Below are 18,356 nucleotides of genomic sequence, written 5' to 3'. Positions count from 1 at the left end.
TTCCCCTCCTCAGGCCGGGATCTGATTGAATGCCACGCCCTTGTCGGGACGGTGGTCCTGCGGCAAGCCAAGCACGCGCTCGGCAATGGTGTTGAGCAGGACTTCGTCCGAGCCGCCGGCGATGCGGCCAGTCGGCGCATTGAGCCAGCTCGCGCTCCAGTCTTCCTTCACATAAGCATGCGGATCGAAGTGGAGCGAGAGATTGCCCTGCAAGTCCATCGCCAGTTCCGACAGCTTTTGACGGCTGCGCACCGCGACCAGTTTCTGCAACGATCCTTCCGGCCCCGGTTCCATCCCGGCCTGCATCATCTGGAAAGCGCGCTTCGTGATCGAATCCAGTCCGCCGCGCATCGCATGGTTGCGGGCAATGGCGGAACGGACGCGGCCATCGGCCAGCGCTGGCTTGCCATTGATCTCCAGCCCCTTCACCAGATCGGTGAACACATCCAGATGCGGGCCGAACCCGCCGCTGTCGGTCGCGATATAGCGTTCGATCATCAGCGTGGTCAGCGCCACGCCAAAACCGCCGCCAACCGGGCTCATCCGCTGCGAATCTTCCATCCGGACATCGTCGAAGAACACTTCGTTGACGTGGCTGTCGCCGCCCGCCAGCTTGATCGGGCGCACATCGACGCCCTTGGCCTTCATATCGACCCAGAAATAGGTCAGGCCCTTGTGCTTTTCGACCGTCGGATCGGTGCGGACCACGATCACGCCGTAATCGCAATACTGCGCCCAGCTGGTCCAGACCTTCTGACCGTTCATCTTCCAGCCGTTGCCATCGGGTTCGGCGCGGGTGCGCAGACCGCCAAGGTCAGACCCGCCTGCCGGTTCGGAGAACAGCTGGCACCAGATTTCCTCACCGCGCAGTGCCTTGACCACGCGTTCCTTGACCCATTCGTTGTGTTCGCCGTTGGCGCCCTGCCCGAACCGGATCAGGATCGGCACCGGCATCCCCAGCGAAATCCCGAAGAACACGGTCGGCATGCCGAACTGCATTTCTTCCGAATCATAGGTGATCTTTTCGAGATGGCCGAGGCCCTGCCCGCCGATTTCCTTGGGCCAGTTGATGCCGGCATAACCGGCTTCATACTTCAGCGCCTGAAACTCGCGCCCCAGCGCCAGTTCCTGTTCAACCGTCATGCCCCGGCGCGCTTCGCGGCCATACTTGGGGCTCATGCTTTCCAGCCAGGCGTGTGCCTTGGCCCGATAGGCTTCCAGATCGCTCATGCGGCCACTCCCGTCAGCTGTTCAACCAGCAGATCTTCCCAATAGTAGAGGTTGCCCAGCTCTACGGCCAGACTGCGCGCGCGGCGCATGTGCAGGTGCAGGCCCTGTTCCCACGTTACACCGATGCCGCCGTGGATCTGCACGCAGTCACGCGAATTGGTGTCATAAGCGTCCGTCGCGGAAATCCGCGCATCGGCAGCGGCGATCAGGAAGTTGTCCTTCCCTTCGCTGGCAGCGGCGTGGATGCAGTTGGCACGGGCGATTTCGACCAGCCCGTACATTTCCGAAATGCGGTGCTTGATCGACTGGAACGCGCCGATAAACTGGCCAAACGCGCGGCGCGTGGTTGCGTAATCGCGGGCGATATACAGCAGCGCCTCGGCTCCGCCGACTTGCTCATGCGCAGTCACAACCGCCATCCGGGCCAGCACATCACGCGCCAGCGCCAGTGCAGAGTCGCCTTCGGCCAGCAGCGTCGCGGGTGCGCCTGCGAACGCAATGTCTGCATAAAGCCTTGAATTATCATAGCTTTCAACCGCCGTTCGCGCGGCGTTCTTCAGCTCGGCCAGCACCAGCGCGGGCTTGCCTTCGTGGGCCGCCCAGACGATGGCGAAATCGGCCTTCAGCCCGCCGGTCACGCCTTCTTTCGCGCCGGACAGCTTGCCCCCGGCGAAAATGGTGGTCGGCAGCGGCGGCAACGGTGCGTTGCCCTCGGCAAAGGCGACAGTCGCCAACGCTTCTCCAGCGGCCAGTTTCGGCAACCAAGCGGCCTGCAAATCAGCCTGACCCGAACCAATCAGCGCCTGAGCCGCACCATAACCCACCGTCAGGAACGGTGCGCCAGCGGTTGCCGCGCCCGTGGCCAGCGCCACCAGACCCAGTTCCACCAGGCCGAGCCCCAAACCGCCATGTTCTTCCGGAATCGCCAGCGCGGTCCAGCCCTGTTCAACCGCGGTATCCCAGAACGGCTGGTCATATTCGCCGACCTGTTCAAGCAGTTTGAGCAAGCGGTCTTTACCGACCCGTGCATCCAGCACGCGCCGCGATTCGGTCGCGATGGCTTGCTGGCCTTCGTCATACAGTATCGACATGGACGATTCTCTCCATTTTTCCGATTCACGGTTTAATCGCTCGATTAACTTTGGCAATGCGCTAGGTTAAGTCGGAACGCAAGGGAGAGAAATGCAATGCTGGATGAACGGCTGCCGGTGATCGTCGGCGTGGGTCAGGTGAACGACCGTCCGGCCAATCCGGTCGAAGGGCGCGATCCGGTCGAGCTGATGGCGGCCGCGCTGGAACAGGCCGAAGCGGACGCCGGCGCAAGCCTGCTGGCCGATGCCGACTATCTGGGCGTGATCAAGCAGATTGCATTTCCCGACATCGCCGATGCCTGCGCGCCGCTGGCCGCGCGGCTTGGTGCGACCCCGGCTGAAATGTTTCAGAGCCACGGCCCCAACGGCGACAGTCCGGTCATGCTGCTGAACGAAGCCGCCAACCGGATCGGTGCGGGCGAAGCCACCATTGCCATCATCGCCGGGGCCGAAGCCCTGCGCACCGCTGGCGCGCGCGCCGCTGCGGCGGCGGCGGACGGGCAGAAACCCGATGCGCTGCGCCAGGCTGCACACCGCAAGCAGCTGGGCTACGCGCAAAGCCACGGACTGGTCGCGCCGGTTGACGTCTATCCGCTCTATGAAAACGCGCTGCGCCACAGCCTGGGTCAGACGCTGGCGCAGGCGCAGGCCGAAAGCGGCGCAATCTGGAGCACGTTCAGCCAAGTCGCCGCCGCGAACGAAAACGCGTGGATCAGAAAGCCGGTCAGCGCGTCCGATATTGTCACACCATCGAACAGCAACCGCCCGATTGCCTTTCCCTACACCAAGTTCCAGGTCGCCAACGCGGCGGTCAATCAGGGCGCGGCGTTCATCGTCACCAGCGTCGGCGAAGCGCGGCGGCGCGGCATACCGGAAGCGAAGTGGATCTATGTCGGCAACGGCGCAGCGGCGCATGAACATGACAGCTGGCTGGAACGCGACACCTATGACCACAGCGCCAGCATGGAAGTATCGATCCGCCGCGCGCTGGAACTGAACGCGGTTGCACCGGGCAATCTGGATACGGTCGAGCTGTACAGCTGCTTCCCCTGCATTCCCAAGCTGGCCCGCCGGATCATCGACTGGCCGCTGGACAAGCCCGCGACCGTGTTCGGCGGGCTGACATTCGGCGGCGGCCCGATCGGCAATTACATGAGTCACGCGGTCGCCAGCATGGTCGATCAGCTGCGCGCGCAGCCCGGCACGGGACTGCTGTTTGCCAACGGCGGGTTCGCCACGCACAACCATTCGATCGTCGTGTCGAGCCAGCCCATCGCGGCCGCCAGCTTCCCCCGCAGCTATGATTTCCAGGCCGAGGCCGATCGGCTGCGCGGGCCCATTCCGGAACAGGACCGGACATATGCCGGACCTGCCACGATTGAGACCTACACCGTGTTCTATGGCCGGGACGGCCAGCCCAGATCGGGCGTCGTCGTGGCGCGCACGCCCGCTGGCAAGCGCACCCTGGGCCATGTTCCGGGCAGCGAAACCGCCGCGCTGGCGCGATTGACGGCTGAGGACAGCGACCCGGTGGGAGCCGCTGGCGTCATCAGCGCGGCCGATCCGCTGTATTTGTGGGCGTTTGCCTGAACCACCCGCGGTCACGCCGGAAGCGTGATGGCTCCACTCCCGCCCGGCCTTTGAAGAACCGCGAGAAATAGGCCGGGTCGGCAAAGCCCAGATCCTCTGAAACCTGGGCCACAGCCCCCGCCGTGAACGTCAGCGCGCGCATCGCTTCGCGCAGCAGGCGGTCAAGGGCAATGTCGCCGGGGGACTTGCCGGTCACCCGGCGACAGGCGCGGGTCAGGGTCTGGGGCGTGGTGCCAAGCTCTGCGGCATAGCGCGCAATCGGCCAATGCTGGCGGAACCGCGCCTCGACCAGAGCGGTGAAGCGGCGGACCAGCAGGATGCGGTGATCGACCGGCCCGGTTGCCGCGGCAGCCAGCGCCGCTGCGGATTCCTCGACCAGCGCCAGCAACAGCGCCAGTGCGGCCAGTGTGGCGGCATCGGGCAGCCCCCGGCCACCATGGAGGCGTTCCAGCAGACGGGCCGTCAGCGGCGCGACCGGCAGGCGCAGCGCCTTGCCGCCACGCACCAACCCGGAAACCCGGAATGCCGCGATCCGGGGATCATCCAGCAGCGCATCGGCCACGGACAGCACCCATCCTTGCGTATCGGGCGCGAACCGGAACGCGTGGACGATTCCGCCTGGCACAAGCGCAAGCATCCCGGGGCCGAGCGGCGCCTCCCCCTCGCCATCGGCCAACGCCCCTGCCCCGTCCGTGATCAGCAACAGCTGGAATATGCAGGGATGCGAATGTGGTGCGATGGTCCATTCATACAGACTCGACCGTTCGGAAATCGGCTCGACATGCACGAACTCGGGCGCAATCGCGCCCTGCTTGTCGCCGTAGAGAGCAAATTCCGCGATCTGCCGGGTGGGTTGAGCCATGGGCTCATGCTTTGCCGGAATGATCGAAAAGTGCAAGTGCCCGGACGGGCCAACAATACACAGTTACATTAAGTCTGGACATTCTAAGTGCGCTTACTAAATGTGCGGCGATGACCATCCCGACCACCTATCTGATCAGTGACAGCTCGCGGCTGTTGCGCAGGTCGTTCGACAACCGGGTGCGGACGCTGGGCGTGACCGGCCCGCAGGCCCGGCTGTTGCTGGTGCTGTCCGTCAGCGAAGGCGAAAATCAAGGCTATTATGCCGAGCGGCTGGATGTGGAACCGATCACCTTGTGCCGGATGGTGGACCGGATGGAGGAAGCCGGAATGCTGGAGCGCCGCCACGATCCGGCTGACCGCCGCGCCTGGCAGCTCCACCTGACTGACCGCAGCCGCCCGCTGATCGAAGCATTGCGTGACTGCGTCGAACAATTGGACGCTGACATGCAAGCCGGCCTGAACCCAGCCGAGCGCAACGCGCTGGCCGATGCGCTGGAGCGCGTGCGGATGAATCTGGGAGGCAACCCCGCCCCCGCCTATCGGACCAGCGCCAATGGCTGAAGCAGACCCCACTTTCCCGGCTGGCGACGACACCGTCCCGAACACTGACGCCGCCGCGCCGCCGCCCAAGCGCCACTTCGGGCGACTGCTGGCGATGCTGTCCGTCCCGGTGCTGATCCTGACCGCGGGCAGCTGGTATTGGCTCAGCCTGCAAGGTCAGGTGTCCACCGACAATGCCTATGTCAAACAGGACAAGGTATCGGTCAGCGCGGAAATCAGCGGACGGATCATCGCTGTCGCGGTGCGTGACAACCAGACGGTCAAAGCAGGCGACCTGCTGTTCCAGATCGATCCTGAACCCTATCAGTTGCAGATTGCGCAGTCCGATGCGGCGATTGCTGCGGCGCAGGCCAATGTGGTTGCGCTGTCGAACGCCAGTGCGCTGTCGGGTTCCGATATTGCCGCCGCGCGCGAAAGCGTGGCTTTTGCCCAGTCAAACTTTGTCCGCCAGCAAGCGTTGATGGAGCGCGGCTTCACCACCAAGGCGGCCTTCGATGCTGCGCAACATACGGTGCAGCAAGCGCGCGAGGAACTGAACCTTGCCCAGGCCAAGGCGCGCGAAGCATCAGCCCGGCTGGCTACCGGGGCGCAGGTTCCCGGCGTCAATCCACAGGTCGCGCAGGCCCGCGCGCAGCGTGCCGCCGCAGAGCTCAACTTGCGCCGCACCGACGTGCGCGCGCCGATCGCCGGGCGTCTGTCACAGGCCAGCCGCCTGCTGGTGGGACAGCAGGCGATTTCCGGACTGCCGGTGGTTACCATCGTCGCCAGCCAGGGCGGCTATGTCGAAGCCAACTTCAAGGAAACCGATCTCGACCGCATGCGCCCCGGCCAACGGGCAGAGATCAGGTTCGATGCCTATCCGGATGTCACGCTGAACGGGCATGTCGCCTCGATCGGGGCCGGAACCGGCAGCGAGTTTTCGATGCTTCCCGCGCAGAATGCGACCGGCAACTGGGTGAAAGTGACCCAGCGCGTGGCGGTGCGCATTGCCTTGGACGACGCCAGCCCGCGTCCGTTGCTGGCGGGACTTTCGGCCAAGGTGAAGGTCTTGATCGACGACACCGTAAAGCGCTGATCTGCGCCGATGGCCAGCGCCCCCGCCCTCCTGCCCACCGAAGCGGACGTTCCGCTCTATCCGGTCCGCAACCACAGGCTGATGATGCTGGGCGTCATGATCGCGGCGCTGTTGCAGATCCTCGATACCACGATCGCCAACGTTGCGGTGCCCCATATGCAGACATCGCTTGGGGCGAATGCGGATACGATCAACTGGGTGCTGACCAGCTATATCGTCGCCGCCGCCATTGCCATGCCGATCACCGGCTGGCTGGCAGAACGCGTCGGCACGCGGCGGCTGTTCATCTGGTCAGTCGCGGGGTTCATCATCTCGTCCATGCTGTGCGGCATGGCGCAGAACATGACCAGCATGGTCATATTCCGCGCATTGCAGGGGGTCACCGGATCGTTCATCAGCCCGCTTAGCCAGGCCGCCATGATCGACAGCACCAAGCCTTCACGGCAGCCGCAGATGATGGCGCTGTGGGGGATGAGCGTGATGATCGGCCCGATCCTTGGCCCGATCATGGGCGGGTGGCTGACCGAGGAGTGGAACTGGCGCTGGGTGTTCTACATCAACTTGCCGCTGGGGATCGTTTCGCTGGTGATCCTGATTGCCGAATTGCCCGACCGCCCCAGGAGCGAACGGCGGTTTGACATGTTCGGTTTTGCGCTGGTCGCGCTGGCGCTGGGATCGCTGCAACTGCTGCTGGACCGGGGCAATCATCTCGACTGGTTCGAATCTCTCGAGATCTGGATCTACGCCGCGATCACCGTTTCGGCGACCTGGATTGGGATGATCCACCTGACCACCACAAGCGATCCGCTGTTCCGGCGCGAGTTGTTTGCCGATCCGAACTTTGCGGTGTCGCTGCTGTTGATGATCGTGGTCGGGATGGTGATGATGGCATCCATGGCGCTGCTGCCGCCGATGATGCAGCACTTGTTCGGCTACAGCGTGATCGACACCGGCTGGGCACTGATGCCGCGCGGGGTCGGCACGCTGATCTCCATGCAGGTATCGGGCATTCTGGTGCGCCGGGGGGTCGATGCACGGCCGATCATGATGCTGGGTTTCCTGCTGGCGGGCATATCGTTGTGGATGATGTCGGGCTGGTCGCTGGAAGTGGACAGCTGGCACATCCTGGTGACGGGGGTTATCCAGGGGCTGGGCATGGGGCTGGTGTTCATCCCGCTCAACAACGCCGCTTTTTCCACGCTGCCGCCGACGATGCGGACCGAAGGGGCGAGTCTGCTCAACCTGTCGCGGTCGCTGGGGGCATCGGTCGGCATCTCGATCTGCACCACGCTGTTCGCCCGCAACGTGCAGATCAGCCATGCGGACCTGGCCACCCATGTCGATGGATCGTTCACCGAAGCCATCGACATCACCACGATCGACCGGTTCCAGGCCGTCGGCGAAACGGCGGTGCGGATGATCGATGGCGAAGTGACCCGGCAGGCGATGATGGTCGCCTATATCAACGATTTCTACGCGATGGCGTGGGTGACGCTGGCAGCGGTGCCGATCGTTCTGCTGATGCGCAAGGTCACGCTGCCAAGGCCCTGAACGGTGCCAGCAGCGAAAGGCCCGCCGCACCGAAGTGCGACGGGCCAATGCATCCTCCCCAGGATGGTTTGTGCGACGGTCAGGCCGCGAACTGGTTCCCCCGCGGCGTCAGGCCGCAAATTGATTCATAGTATTGGCGGACCCGCCGGCCTTGAGCGCGGCTTCACCGGCGAAGTATTCCTTGTGATCGTCGCCAATGTCGCTGCCGGACATGTTCTGGTGCTTCACGCAGGCGATGCCCTGACGGATTTCCTGACGCTGGACGCCCTTGACATAGCCCAGCATGCCCTGATCGCCGAAGTATTCCTTCGCCAGATTGTCGGTGCTGAGCGCGGCGGTGTGGTAGGTCGGCAGCGTGATCAGGTGGTGGAAGATACCGGCGCGCGCGGCGGCATCGCGCTGGAACGTGCGGATGCGTTCGTCGGCTTCGTTGCCCAGATCGGTGCCGTCGTAATCCACGCTCATCAGCCTGGCCCGGTCATAAGCGGACAGGTCCTTGCCTTCGGCCGTCCACGCATCGAACACCTGCTGGCGGAAGTTCAGCGTCCAGTTGAAGCTGGGCGAGTTGTTGTAGACCAGCTTGGCATTCGGGATCACTTCGCGGATGCGGTCAACCATGCCCGCGATCTGCGCGATGTGGGGCTTTTCGGTTTCGATCCACAGCAAGTCCGCGCCGTTCTGAAGCGAGGTGATGCTGTCGAGCACGCAGCGGTCTTCGCCGGTGCCCGGACGGAACTGATAGAGGTTCGACGGCAACCGCTTCGGGCGCATCAGCTTGCCATCCCGGCTGATCAGCACATCGCCGTGGCCCAGGTTGGCGGGATCGACTTCATCGCAATCGAGGAAGCTGTTGTACTGATCGCCAATGTCGCCAGCTTCGCGGGTGAAGGCGATCTGCTTGGTCAGGCCCGCGCCGAGCGAGTCCGTGCGGGCCACGATCACGCCGTCTTCGACGCCCAGTTCCATGAATGCGTAACGGACCGCGCGGATCTTCGCGAGGAAGTCTTCATGCGGGACGGTAACCTTGCCGTCCTGATGGCCGCACTGCTTTTCGTCGGACACCTGGTTTTCGATCTGGATGCAGCACGCACCGGCTTCGATCATCTGCTTGGACAGCAGGTAGGTCGCTTCCGCGTTGCCGAAGCCCGCGTCGATGTCGGCAATGATCGGCACGACGTGGGTCTGATGGGTGTCGATCGCGTGGCTGATCTGCTTGGCCTTGACCTCATCCCCGGCGGCGCGGGCAGCGTCGAGATCGCGGAACAACATGCCCAGTTCGCGGGCATCGGCCTGACGCAGGAACGTGTAGAGTTCTTCGATCAGCATCGGCACGGTGGTCTTTTCGTGCATCGACTGATCCGGCAACGGGCCGAAATCGCTACGCAGCGCGGCGACCATCCAGCCCGACAGATAGAGGTAGCGGCCCTTGGTGCTGCCGAAGTGCTTCTTGATGGAAATCATCTTCTGCTGGCCGATGAACCCGTGCCAGCAACCCAGCGACTGGGTGTAGGCCGCCGGATCGGCATCATAGGCAGCCATGTCATCACGCATGATCTTCGCGGTATAGCGGGCGATATCCAGCCCGGTCCGAAACCTGTTCTGGAGCCGCATCCGCGCCACGGATTCAGCTTCGATCCCGTTCCAGGTCTGCTGGAAACGGCCGATTTCCTGACCGGCTTCGGTGATGGTCTGCTGATAGGTCATTACACTGTCCCTTGGCTTTTGCCCCGCAGCGGGGCACGATCTGTGGGACGCCCAATGCCGCGCCGCGCTGCGCCCCGAAAGGTCATGCGGAGTCAGCCTGTAAGGCTTTACACCTTTTCCTTGTAAAGTTGTGCAGAAATGACAGAATGGCGCTCATGGCCGAATCCCGCCCCCTTTACCTTGGTCCGCGCCTCAAGCGACTGCGCCGCGAACTGGGACTGACCCAGCAGACGATGGCGGGCGATCTGGGCATTTCGCCCAGCTATGTCGCGCTGCTGGAACGCAACCAGCGCCCGCTGACGGCGGACCTGCTGCTGCGGCTGGCCAAAAGCTACAAGTTCGACCTGGCCGATTTCGCAGGCGAAGACAGCGACGATTACGCCCGCCGCCTGTCCGACATGCTGCGCGATCCGATCTTTGCCGATATCGACCTGCCCGCGCTGGAAATCGCCGACCTCGCCTCCAGCTTTCCCGGCGTGAGCGAGGCGCTGCTGCGGCTGCACGGCGCGTATACCAAGGAACAGCGCGCGCTGGCCGAACAGCGCGATGCCCCCGGCGCCTCCGATCCCGTGGCTGAAGCGCGCCGGTTCGTGGCCAGCCAGCGCAACTATTTCCACGCCATCGATACCCGCGCCGAAGAGATCGCCGCCGAAATTGCCAAGGCCGGCAGCGCGGCGGAATGGCTGCGTAGTACGACCGGCGTCCGCGTGCGGTTCCTGCCGCCCGACGTGATGATGGATGCGCTGCGCCGTTATGACCGGCACAACGAGCAACTGCTGATCGATGACACGCTCGACGCCGCCAGCCGCGCGTTCCAGATCGCCACGCACATCGCCTATACCGCGCTGCGCAAGGAGATCGCCGCCATCGTCCGGGCGGAGGAATTCGCCAGCCCGACCGCCACCAGTCTGGTCCGGCGCGCCCTCGCGTCTTACGGCGCAGCGGCGATCCTGATGCCCTATGACCGGTTCGCCCGCGCGGTCGAGGCCCGGGCCTATGACATCGAGGCGCTGAGCCGCCAGTTCGGCACCAGCTTCGAACAAGTCGCCCACCGGCTGACCACGCTGAACAAGCCGGGGATGCTGCGCATTCCGTTCTTCTTCATCCGCGTAGATCAGGCCGGGAACGTGTCCAAGCGGCTGGACGGCGCGGGCTTTCCGTTCGCGGCGCATGGCGGCGGCTGTCCGCTGTGGAGCGTCCATTCGGTGTTCCGCACGCCGGGCGAAGTCATCACGCAGTTTCTGGAACTGCCCGACGGCCAGCGGTTCTTCTCGATCGCACGGACCGTGCGCGCGGGGGGCGGCACGTTTGACCGGCCAGCCGTCACCCGCGCCATTGCGCTGGCCTGCGCCGCCGAACACGCACCGAAAATCGCTTACGCGCGCAGCGATATCGCCCCTGAGCCTACCCCCATCGGCGTCACCTGCCGCTTGTGCAACCGCCCCGCCTGCACCGCCCGCGCCGTGCCGCCGGTGGGCCGTGAAATCCTGCCCGACGATTTCCGCCGCGATACCGCGCCGTTCGGGTTCGACAACGACTGAAATTGCTCGCTCCGCGCCCCGCTTCGCTCGACACGAACGGGGTTAGGTGGTTGGTTGCGGGCAAATCAAACGGGAAGATGATGACATGACAGGATTGAACCTCAGCCGCTCGGTCGCGGGCAAGACGGTGCTGGTCACGGGCGCGGCCAGCGGGATGGGCCGCGCGACGGCGCAAGTCTTTGCGGCTGAAGGCGCGAACGTGGCCGTGACCGATCTGCCCGGCCCGGCGCTGGACCAGGTTGCGGCGGATCTGGTCGCACAAGGGTATAACGCGAAAGCCTGGGCGCTGGACGTCAGCGACCACGCCGCAATCCGGCACGTTGTGGATGATGTTGCCGCCACGTTCGGCGGGCTGGACGCGGTGGTCAATAACGCCGGGATCAGCGCGTTCTGCCCGATTGACGATGACGGCTATGACCTGATCTGGGACCGCGCCGTCGTGGTACTGCTGAGCGCGCACCAGCGGATCATCCGCGCCGCCCTGCCCCATTTGCGGCAATCGTCCAGCCCGCGCATTGTCAACATCGCCTCGACCGAGGCGCTGGGCGCCACCTCGCGCGACAGCCCCTATTGCGCCGCCAAGGCGGGCGTCACCGGCCTGACCCGCGCGCTGGCGGTGGAACTGGGGCGCGACGGAATTACCGTCAATGCGATCTGCCCCGGCCCGATCGACACCGGCATGACCGCAAAAGTGCCCGACGCCGACAAGACCACGTACGCCCACCGCCGCACCGCGCTGCGCCGCTATGGCGCGCCGGAGGAAGTGGCGCACATCACGCTCAGCCTGTGCCTTCCGGCAGCCAGTTACATCACCGGCGTGACGATCCCGGTCGATGGCGGACTGATGGCAAGGAACGCCTAGCCGAACAACGCGCCCCAGCTGCGGTAGATTGTATAGCCCGCGACAAACAGGATCATCACCGCGAACACGGTGCTCAGCATGCCCTTGTGTGCCGCCAGCCGGGTCGAAGCAGCCGTGCCCGCCACGCTGCCGATCACGCCGCCGCTGATGAAGCTGGCGGCAACCGGCCAGTCGATCAGGCCCGATACCGCGTAGTTGAACGCGGTGGTCAGCCCGAATGCGCTGACCGCGACCAGTGACGTGCCGATCGCCCGGTAGATCGGCATGGCGGTGGACCGCACCAGTCCCGGCACGATCAGGAAACCGCCGCCGATCCCGAAAAAGCCCGAGAGCGCCCCGGTGCCGAACCCGAACGCGCCGACCTTGGGGAAGTTGTCGCGGTTGCAGACCACGCCTTCGACGCCCGCATCGCCGCGCTGGCGGAACATCAGCGCGCCGACCACGACCATCAGCAGCGCAAACAGGAACAGCAGCTTTTCACCGTCGAACGCCTTGCCCGCGCTCGATCCGGCAAACGCGCCAAGCACCCCGGCCAGCGCATAAGCCCCGCCGCAGCGCCAGTTGACGTTGTGGGCGCGCGCATGGCTGGCCAATCCGGCAAGCGCATTTGCCGCCACCGCCAGCGCGCTGGTGCCAATGGCGATATGCGGGCTTTTCACGCCGATCACATAGACCATCAGCGGCACGGCCAGGATCGACCCGCCCCCACCGACCAGCCCCAATGAGAACCCGACGAGGATGCCGCTCAGCGCCGAGAGGATATATTGCAGGTGCTCCACCGGCTTACAGCAGGTTCAGCGGCAGCTTGAGGTAACGGACGCCGTTTTCCTCAGGCTCCGGAAAATGCCCGGCGCGGATGTTGATCTGCACCGACGGCAGGATCAGCCGGGGCATCGCCAGTGTGGCGTCGCGCGCCTCACGCATGGTCACGAAATCATCCTCGGCCACGCCGGTGTGGACATGGACGTTGGCCGCAACCTCTGCCCCGATGGTCGTTTCCCAGATGAACGCGTCGCGCCCCGGTGCCTTGTAATCGTGGCACAGGAACACCCGCGTTTCGGGCGGCAATGCCATCAGGCGGCGGATCGAGCGAAACAGCACGCGCGCATCGCCGCCGGGGAAATCGGCGCGGGCGGTGCCATAGTCCGGCATGAACAGCGTATCGCCCACGAACACCGCATCGCCGATGACATAAGCCAGACAGGCCGGGGTATGCCCCGGCACGTGCAGCGCGATCACTTCCAGATCGCCCAGCGCAAAACGTTCGCCATCGCTGAACAAGTGATCGAACTGCGATCCATCCCGCGCAAAGCTGGCCGGTTCGTTGAACACTTTGCCGAACACATCCTGCACGGTGCGGATTTCCGCGCCGATGGCGATCTGCCCGCCCAGCTGTTGCTTCAGATACGGCGCAGCGGACAGGTGGTCGGCATGGGCGTGGGTTTCCAGCAGCCAGTTCACGGTCAGCCCTTCCGCCCGGACATAGGCGATCACCGCATCGGCGGATGCGTGGCTGGTGCGGCCCGAAGGCTGGTCGAAATCGAGCACGGAATCGACAATCGCGGCGCGGCGGGTCACCGGATCATGGATTATATGGGTGGCGGTGAAGGTCGGCTCATCGAAAAACGTCTTGACCACCGGCACACGTCCGGCGGCGCGCGCGGCAGTGATCTGGGCAATAGCGGCTTCAAGCACGGTGTCGGTCATCGCATTCTGATCCATCTGCCAGCTTCACGCCAAGCCACCGCGCGAACGGCGATCCCGGCTCGGCTCCGTTGTCGGACCGGGATCGCCGCCGTGGTGTTCCGCCGCGCCAGATTTGGGGGGAAGCGCAGCGGAACAGGGGGACTCGACTCACGCTCTCATATTGTGTATTACTAATATGCACACACCTTTATATTAGCAAGTGTAAATGTTATTTTCCGGAAGCCTGCCCTGCCTATGACGCCCAGTGATCTGACCGAACTGAAATCGAACGCCAACCGCATGGCCACGCGTCTGCGGATCATGAGCCATCCGGAACGGCTGCTGATGCTGTGCCGGATGGACGAGGGGGAGGTTTCGGTCAGTGAACTGATCGCGCTGACCGGATTGTCGCAATCGGCCGTCTCGCAGCATCTGGCGATGCTCCGCGATGAAGATATCGTCGGCATCCGCGCCGAAGCGCAAGTGCGGTTTTACCGGCTGACCGACCCGGTCGTGCGCGCAATCATCCATTCGCTGTGCGAGATTTGCCAGACCTCCCACGCCTGACTTTCCGGGCCGGTTGCGTAACTGCCGGTAACCGCTAGGCTCCACTGGCGTAAGTCGGGGGAGCGGGAGGCGCAAATGGAGTTACGGTCGGCCGCCCTGCTTGCGCTTGCGCTGATCCTCGTGCTGTTCGCGCTGGCCGCATGGGTTGAGGCGCGCGGCCCCCGGCTGGACCGGCATGTCAAGCTACGCCACCGCACCTACACGCTGGCGCTTGGCGTCTATTGCACCAGCTGGACGTTCTATGGCGCGGTTGGCAGCGCGGTGCGCGATGGCTGGAATTACCTGCCGATCTATGCCGCGCCAATCCTGCTGCTGCTGGCCGCCCCCCGCTTCTTGAGCCGACTGGCCGAAGCCGTGGCCGAGGAACAGGCCACGACGGTATCCGATTTCATTGCCGCGCGGTTTGGCCACGATGTGGTGATCGCGCGGCTGGTGACAGTGATCGCGCTGCTGGGCACCATTCCCTACGTCGCGCTGCAACTGCGCTCAATCGGCACGGCGCTGGCCGTGGTGTCCGGCCAGTCCGGCACCACCGGCATGATGATCGCCGCGGCGCTGCTGCTGGCGCTGTTCTCGATCCTGTTCGGGGTGCGCCGGTTCGAACTGGCTGGCCGCAGCGAGGGGCTGCTCTATGCGATTGGCCTGGAATCGCTGGTCAAGCTGGTTGCGCTGGCCGCCGTGGCAGGACTGGCCGTGATGCTGCTGGACTGGACGTCTCCGGCCACGGCGGGCGGCATTGCCGTCCTGCGCGAACAGTTCGATCCCGCGCGGCTGTCGGGCGAAACGCTGATTATCGCGCTGATTTCCGTCACCGCAATCATCACCTTGCCGCGCCAGTTCTACATGGCGCTGGTCGAAGCGCGCGCACCGGATGATCTGGTGCGGGCCCGGTTCGGGCTGTCGGCCTATCTGGGGATCATGGCGCTGCTGGTGCTGCCGATTGCGCTGGCCGGCGTGGTGCTGCTGGGTGAGCAGACTTCGCCCGATATCTATGTGCTGCAACTGCCCAACGCGGGCGGGTATCGCTGGGTCGTGGTGGCGGCGCTGCTGGGCGGGGTGGCAGCGGCGGCATCGATGGCGATCGTCGATTCCACCGCGCTTTCGACAATGGTGTCGAACGACCTGATCTTCCCGACGCTGATGCGCAGCCCGCAGCGCGCCGAAGCGGGCGCGATCGGGCGGCGGATGCTGGCGGTGCGGCGCGGATCCGTGCTGGGGATCATGGCGCTGGCATCGGCCTGGGCGCTGCTGGTTTCACCCAAGGATTCGCTCGCATCGATCGGGCTGATCGCCTTTGCCGGAATGGCGCAGTTCACGCCGCACCTGATCATGGCCGCCTATGGCCGGGCGCGCGATCCGGTCCCGGCGCGGGCCAGCCTGAGCGTCGGGCTGGTGCTGTGGCTTTACACGCTGGCGCTGCCCCCCATCCTGCCCGCCGCGTGGCTGGCGTGGCTGGCGCTGACCCCACTCGATCCGCTGCACTTGCTGGGCCTGGGGCAAGTCAGCCCGCTGGTCCACGGCGTGATCTGGAGCCTTGGTGCCAATCTGGCAGTGCTGGCCGCCTTTGCCGCGCGCAAAGTGTCCGGCGCGCCGCTGCCACGGCTGGTCCGCGCCGCCCGGACGGTCACCGATCTGGCCGAACTGGTCCAGTTGACCGCCAGCTTTGTCGGGCGCGAGCGGGTGGAGGCAGAGTTTCCGGGCGTTCGGCGCGGTCAGCCGATTACCCCCGACACGGCCCAGCGCGCCCAGCGCCTGATCGCCAGCGTGGTCGGCGCCTCATCCGCACGATCACTGGTCGCCTCGGCGCTGGCGGGCGGGACGATGAACCTGCAACAGGTCACCCAGCTGCTCGACAAGGGCGGGCAAAGCCTGCGCTTCTCACGCCAGCTGCTGGCCTCCACGTTCGAGAACATCGATGCCGGGATCAGCGTGGTCGATGCCGAAATGAACCTGATCGCGTGGAACAGCCGGTATGAGGAGATATTCCGGTATCCGCCGCACCTGCTGCGGGTCGGCGTGCCGGTTGCCGACCTGATCCGGCATAACGCCGCGCGTGGGGATTTCGGGCCGGGCGACACGGACTACCACGTCGAAAAGCGGCTGGGCCACATGCGGCGCGGGCAGGAGCACAGCTTTGAACGGCAGCGCAACGATGGCCGCGTAATCAAGACCGTCGGCGGGCCGATGCCGGGCGGCGGTTATGTGATGAGCTTTACCGACATCTCCGAGGAAGCCCGTGTGCGTGAGGAACTGCGCCGCACGCTGGAAGAGCTGGAAACGCGCGTCACCGACCGCACCCGCGAACTGAGCGAGGCGAACCGCCGGCTGGCCAAGGCTGACCGCGAGAAGACCCGCTTCCTTGCCGCCGCCAGCCACGATCTGCTGCAACCGCTCCACGCCGCCCGTCTGTTCACCGCCGCGCTCGACCGCGATGTCGAGGGCCGCGCGCAGCAACTCGTCCGCCGGGTCGACAGCGCGATTGTGGCGGCCGAAGACCTGCTGCGCGCGCTGCTCGATATCAGCAAACTGGACGCAGGCGGCGTGACACCCCGGCCTGAACCGGTGCGGCTCGGTGCGTTCCTGACTGATCTGGCTGACAGCTTCCGACCGCTGGCCGAGGAAAAGGGACTGACGCTGCGGCTCGGTCCAGTGCCCGGTGCGGTGATGACCGATCCGGGGCTGCTGCGCTCGGTCATGCAGAACTTCGTGACCAATGCGGTGCGCTATACCCCCGAAGGCGGCATCCTGATCGGGGTGCGGCGGCGCGGCGAAGAATGGCGGGTTGACGTGGTCGATACCGGGATCGGGATCGCACCGGGCCAGCTGGGCGCTGTGTTTGGCGAATTCACCCGGCTGGGGCAGGTCGAGGTCGAAGGGCTGGGCCTGGGCCTTGCGCTGGTGGAGCGGATCACGCGGCTGCTGGGCGGGCGGGTCGATGTCGCGTCCAATCCCGGCAAGGGCAGCCGGTTCAGTCTGATCCTGCCTGCGCTGGACGGCGTGGAAGTCCCACCTTCAACGCGCGGCGAGCAATCGGCGAGCGGAACCGGCCGCGCGCTGAACGTGCTGGTGGTCGACAATGACGAGCGGATCGTCGAGGCCAGCATGGCCCTGCTCGAAGGGCTGGGCCACCACCCGCTCGGCGCGGCGGATATCGCGGGCGGTCTGGCACTGTGCGAACAGGCCGATGTGCTGCTGGCCGATTACCAGCTCGATCACGACGAAAACGGGCTGGACCTGATTGCCGCCGTCCGCCAGCGCCGCCCTGCCCTACCCGCGCTGCTGGTGACGGCGGAAAGCGGGGCGGCGATGAAGGCCCGCGCGGCCGCGCTGGGGGTCCGGATCATGGCCAAGCCGGTCGATCCGCAAGTGCTGGAACGCACGCTCAACGAACTGTCAGTGCCGCAGATCAAGCCCGAGTGAGCGCGCGACCAATGCCGCCTGCGTGCGGTTGCGGACGTCCAGCTTGCGCATGATCGCGGTCATGTGCGCTTTCACCGTCGCCTCGCTCATCCCCAGACTGTGGGCAATCTGCTTGTTGAGCTGGCCGTCCAGCACCGCCAGCAACACTTTCAATTGCGTGGGAGTGAGGCCCGCCACCGTTTCGCGGATCGCGGCGATGGGTTGGTCGTCCGGCACTGGCGCGCTGGCTGGCGGCTGGGCCTGAATTGCGCGCGCAATCGCATCCTCGATCGCGCCAAGATCGCTGTCCTTGCGCAGGAAACCGATGGCGCCGAACGCGCGCACTTCGTCCGCTGCCGCTGTGCCTTCGGCGCTGGACACGACCAAAATCGGCACATCGGGCCGTTCGGCATGGAGCAGCGCAATGCCGGAATATCCCACCGCACCGGGCATTTTCAGATCGAGCAGGATCAGCCGCAGCCCTTCCGCCGCTTCGACCGCGCGCGCAGCTGCGGCGAGCGTACCGGCCTCTGCAATCCGCGCATCGGGGAGCACCCGCTGAACGGCGAGCATCAGCGCCTGCCGGAACAGCGGGTGGTCATCGGCAATGAGGACGGTTTCGGTCACGCCGCCCG

Annotated in this window: 15 protein-coding genes; 8 read left to right on the top strand and 7 right to left on the bottom strand. The window is 65.2% G+C overall.

From position 1 onward, the window contains the following. Nucleotides 1-9: 9 nt before the first annotated feature. Together Q8Q53_RS09495 and Q8Q53_RS09490 are read right to left on the bottom strand one after the other, a co-directional pair. On the bottom strand, nucleotides 10-1,230 hold the full coding sequence (locus Q8Q53_RS09495; RefSeq protein ID WP_305701529.1) for an acyl-CoA dehydrogenase family protein: 1,221 nt from the start codon (nucleotides 1,228-1,230) through the stop codon (nucleotides 10-12). Then, complete coding sequence (locus Q8Q53_RS09490; protein ID WP_305701528.1) at nucleotides 1,227-2,321, bottom strand: acyl-CoA dehydrogenase family protein; 1,095 nt, start codon at nucleotides 2,319-2,321, stop codon at nucleotides 1,227-1,229. The genes Q8Q53_RS09495 and Q8Q53_RS09490 overlap by 4 nt, the downstream gene beginning before the upstream one ends. Before the next feature lie 96 nt (nucleotides 2,322-2,417). Between Q8Q53_RS09490 and Q8Q53_RS09485 the strand changes: the two genes are divergently transcribed. Then, nucleotides 2,418-3,911: an acetyl-CoA acetyltransferase gene (locus Q8Q53_RS09485; protein WP_305701527.1), complete on the top strand. Its 1,494-nt coding sequence runs from the start codon at nucleotides 2,418-2,420 to the stop codon at nucleotides 3,909-3,911. Here Q8Q53_RS09485 and Q8Q53_RS09480 read toward each other — a convergent pair. Beyond that, nucleotides 3,871-4,773 (bottom strand): helix-turn-helix domain-containing protein, encoded by a 903-nt coding sequence (locus tag Q8Q53_RS09480; RefSeq protein ID WP_305701526.1) that lies wholly within the window; start codon nucleotides 4,771-4,773, stop codon nucleotides 3,871-3,873. The genes Q8Q53_RS09485 and Q8Q53_RS09480 overlap by 41 nt on opposite strands. Nucleotides 4,774-4,883: 110 nt before the next feature. Here Q8Q53_RS09480 and Q8Q53_RS09475 point away from each other — a divergent pair, with 110 nt between their 5' ends. From Q8Q53_RS09475 to Q8Q53_RS09465, 3 genes are read left to right on the top strand one after another with little or no spacing between them, the layout of a single operon-like run. Further along, nucleotides 4,884-5,336 (top strand): MarR family winged helix-turn-helix transcriptional regulator, encoded by a 453-nt coding sequence (locus Q8Q53_RS09475; RefSeq protein ID WP_305701525.1) that lies wholly within the window; start codon nucleotides 4,884-4,886, stop codon nucleotides 5,334-5,336. Beyond that, nucleotides 5,329-6,411: an HlyD family secretion protein gene (locus tag Q8Q53_RS09470; RefSeq protein ID WP_305701524.1), complete on the top strand. Its 1,083-nt coding sequence runs from the start codon at nucleotides 5,329-5,331 to the stop codon at nucleotides 6,409-6,411. The genes Q8Q53_RS09475 and Q8Q53_RS09470 overlap by 8 nt, the downstream gene beginning before the upstream one ends. Nucleotides 6,412-6,420: 9 nt before the next feature. Then, nucleotides 6,421-7,962, top strand: a complete 1,542-nt coding sequence (locus tag Q8Q53_RS09465; RefSeq protein ID WP_305701523.1) for an MDR family MFS transporter — start codon at nucleotides 6,421-6,423, stop codon at nucleotides 7,960-7,962. Nucleotides 7,963-8,070: 108 nt separating this feature from the next. On the opposite strand, the gene Q8Q53_RS09460 is transcribed toward Q8Q53_RS09465, so the two are convergent. Then, nucleotides 8,071-9,666 carry an isocitrate lyase gene (locus Q8Q53_RS09460; RefSeq protein WP_305701522.1) on the bottom strand — a complete coding sequence of 532 codons (1,596 nt, stop codon included), beginning with the start codon at nucleotides 9,664-9,666 and terminating at the stop codon, nucleotides 8,071-8,073. A gap of 155 nt (nucleotides 9,667-9,821) precedes the next feature. Between Q8Q53_RS09460 and Q8Q53_RS09455 the strand changes: the two genes are divergently transcribed. Continuing rightward, complete coding sequence (locus Q8Q53_RS09455; protein WP_305701521.1) at nucleotides 9,822-11,207, top strand: short-chain fatty acyl-CoA regulator family protein; 1,386 nt, start codon at nucleotides 9,822-9,824, stop codon at nucleotides 11,205-11,207. Between the two features lie 85 nt (nucleotides 11,208-11,292). Continuing rightward, nucleotides 11,293-12,069: an SDR family NAD(P)-dependent oxidoreductase gene (locus tag Q8Q53_RS09450; protein WP_305701520.1), complete on the top strand. Its 777-nt coding sequence runs from the start codon at nucleotides 11,293-11,295 to the stop codon at nucleotides 12,067-12,069. Here the strand turns inward: Q8Q53_RS09450 and Q8Q53_RS09445 are convergent. Then, entirely contained in the window at nucleotides 12,066-12,848 is a 783-nt protein-coding gene (locus Q8Q53_RS09445) for a sulfite exporter TauE/SafE family protein (RefSeq protein WP_305701519.1), read from the bottom strand. The genes Q8Q53_RS09450 and Q8Q53_RS09445 overlap by 4 nt on opposite strands. Before the next feature lie 4 nt (nucleotides 12,849-12,852). Continuing rightward, on the bottom strand, nucleotides 12,853-13,776 hold the full coding sequence (locus Q8Q53_RS09440; protein ID WP_305701518.1) for an MBL fold metallo-hydrolase: 924 nt from the start codon (nucleotides 13,774-13,776) through the stop codon (nucleotides 12,853-12,855). Nucleotides 13,777-14,010: 234 nt separating this feature from the next. Here Q8Q53_RS09440 and Q8Q53_RS09435 point away from each other — a divergent pair, with 234 nt between their 5' ends. Together Q8Q53_RS09435 and Q8Q53_RS09430 are read left to right on the top strand one after the other, a co-directional pair. Continuing rightward, nucleotides 14,011-14,322, top strand: a complete 312-nt coding sequence (locus Q8Q53_RS09435) for a helix-turn-helix transcriptional regulator (RefSeq protein ID WP_305701517.1) — start codon at nucleotides 14,011-14,013, stop codon at nucleotides 14,320-14,322. A 75-nt stretch (nucleotides 14,323-14,397) separates the two neighbouring features. Then, on the top strand, nucleotides 14,398-17,742 hold the full coding sequence (locus tag Q8Q53_RS09430) for a PAS-domain containing protein (protein ID WP_305701516.1): 3,345 nt from the start codon (nucleotides 14,398-14,400) through the stop codon (nucleotides 17,740-17,742). Here the strand turns inward: Q8Q53_RS09430 and Q8Q53_RS09425 are convergent. Beyond that, a complete protein-coding gene (locus Q8Q53_RS09425) occupies nucleotides 17,716-18,348 on the bottom strand; it encodes a response regulator transcription factor (RefSeq protein ID WP_305701515.1) in 633 nt (210 codons plus the stop codon). The genes Q8Q53_RS09430 and Q8Q53_RS09425 overlap by 27 nt on opposite strands. Between the last annotated feature and the right edge of the window lie 8 nt (nucleotides 18,349-18,356).

The sequence above is a fragment of the Novosphingobium sp. genome (assembly GCF_030699305.1).
In the GTDB taxonomy this organism is placed as follows: domain Bacteria; phylum Pseudomonadota; class Alphaproteobacteria; order Sphingomonadales; family Sphingomonadaceae; genus Novosphingobium.
This window is presented reverse-complemented; position numbering and strand designations above follow the sequence as displayed.